Origin of the sequence: Streptomyces calidiresistens, from assembly GCF_014141525.1 — a bacterium.
Lineage (GTDB): Bacteria > Actinomycetota > Actinomycetes > Streptomycetales > Streptomycetaceae > Streptomyces > Streptomyces calidiresistens.
Map to the genome: position 1 here is coordinate 1 of NZ_VKHS01001502.1, position 541 is coordinate 541.

General features: G+C 75.0%; 1 protein-coding gene. It reads left to right on the forward strand.

What is annotated here, in order from left to right:
- Window positions 1-44 precede the first annotated feature (44 nt).
- The coding region (locus FOE67_RS28025; RefSeq protein ID WP_323385646.1) for an LLM class flavin-dependent oxidoreductase at window positions 45-541 on the forward strand (497 nt) is incomplete at its 3' end.

Genomic DNA, 541 nt, shown 5'->3' on the forward strand with positions numbered 1-541 from the left:
CCCCGCCCGCGCCGGCGACCCCACCCCGCCGCGCTCCGGGGGGCGTGGACACCGTGACCGTCTACGGCTTCCACGCCTCCCACGAACAGTTCGGTCCCGGCGCCCTGCTCGACGCCCTGCGCGCCGCGGAACGGGCCGGTTTCGGCGCCGGCATGTGTTCCGACCACCTCGCCCCCTGGAGCACCCGGCAGGGCCACTCCGGTCACGCCTGGACCTGGCTGGGCGCCGCGCTGCAGGCCACCGACCTGTCGATGGGCGTGGTCACCTCCCCCGGCACCCGTTACCACCCGGTGGTACTGGCCCAGGCCATGGGCACCCTCGGGGAGATGTTCCCGGGCCGGCACTGGGCCGCCCTGGGGTCCGGCGAGGCCCTGAACGAGCGGGTCACCGGGGATCCCTGGCCGCCCAAGGACGAGCGCAACAGCAGGCTGGAGTACTCCGTCGAGGTGATGCGCGCCCTCTTCGCCGGGGAGACCGTGCACGAGGAGAACGGTCCCTGGCCGGTGCGCGAGGGTCGGCTGTGGACCCGCCCCGACCCCGT